Raw genomic sequence first — 278 nt, 5'->3', positions numbered from 1 at the left:
CGTTGATAGGTCAGGTGTGGAAGTGCAGTAATGCATTAAGCTAACTGATACTAATTGCCCGTAAGGCTTGTCCCTATAACCTTGACGGTTATATGCATTTGCCGGTGTTTGAGCACTACCCCAAAAAACTACTTCTTCCAGATTCAAGATCGCAGCTGCTCCATCGAGAGCTGCGGTCTGTACAAGTCATGCCTGATGACCATAGCAAGTCGGTCCCACCCCTTCCCATCCCGAACAGGACCGTGAAACGACTTTGCGCCGATGATAGTGCTGCAACC

General features: G+C 49.6%; 2 rRNA genes. Both read left to right on the top strand.

The features are described 5' to 3' along the window. Positions 1–75, top strand: a 23S ribosomal RNA gene (locus tag GM672_RS28015); the annotation flags it as partial. A 116-nt stretch (positions 76–191) separates the two neighbouring features. Beyond that, positions 192–278 (top strand): 5S ribosomal RNA (gene rrf / locus GM672_RS28010); the annotation flags it as partial.

Origin of the sequence: Pseudoduganella buxea (assembly GCF_009720835.1) — a bacterium.
In the GTDB taxonomy this organism is placed as follows: Bacteria; Pseudomonadota; Gammaproteobacteria; order Burkholderiales; family Burkholderiaceae_D; genus Rugamonas; species Rugamonas buxea.
Note: the sequence above shows the minus strand (reverse complement) of the source record. Positions and strands in the feature narration are given on the sequence as shown.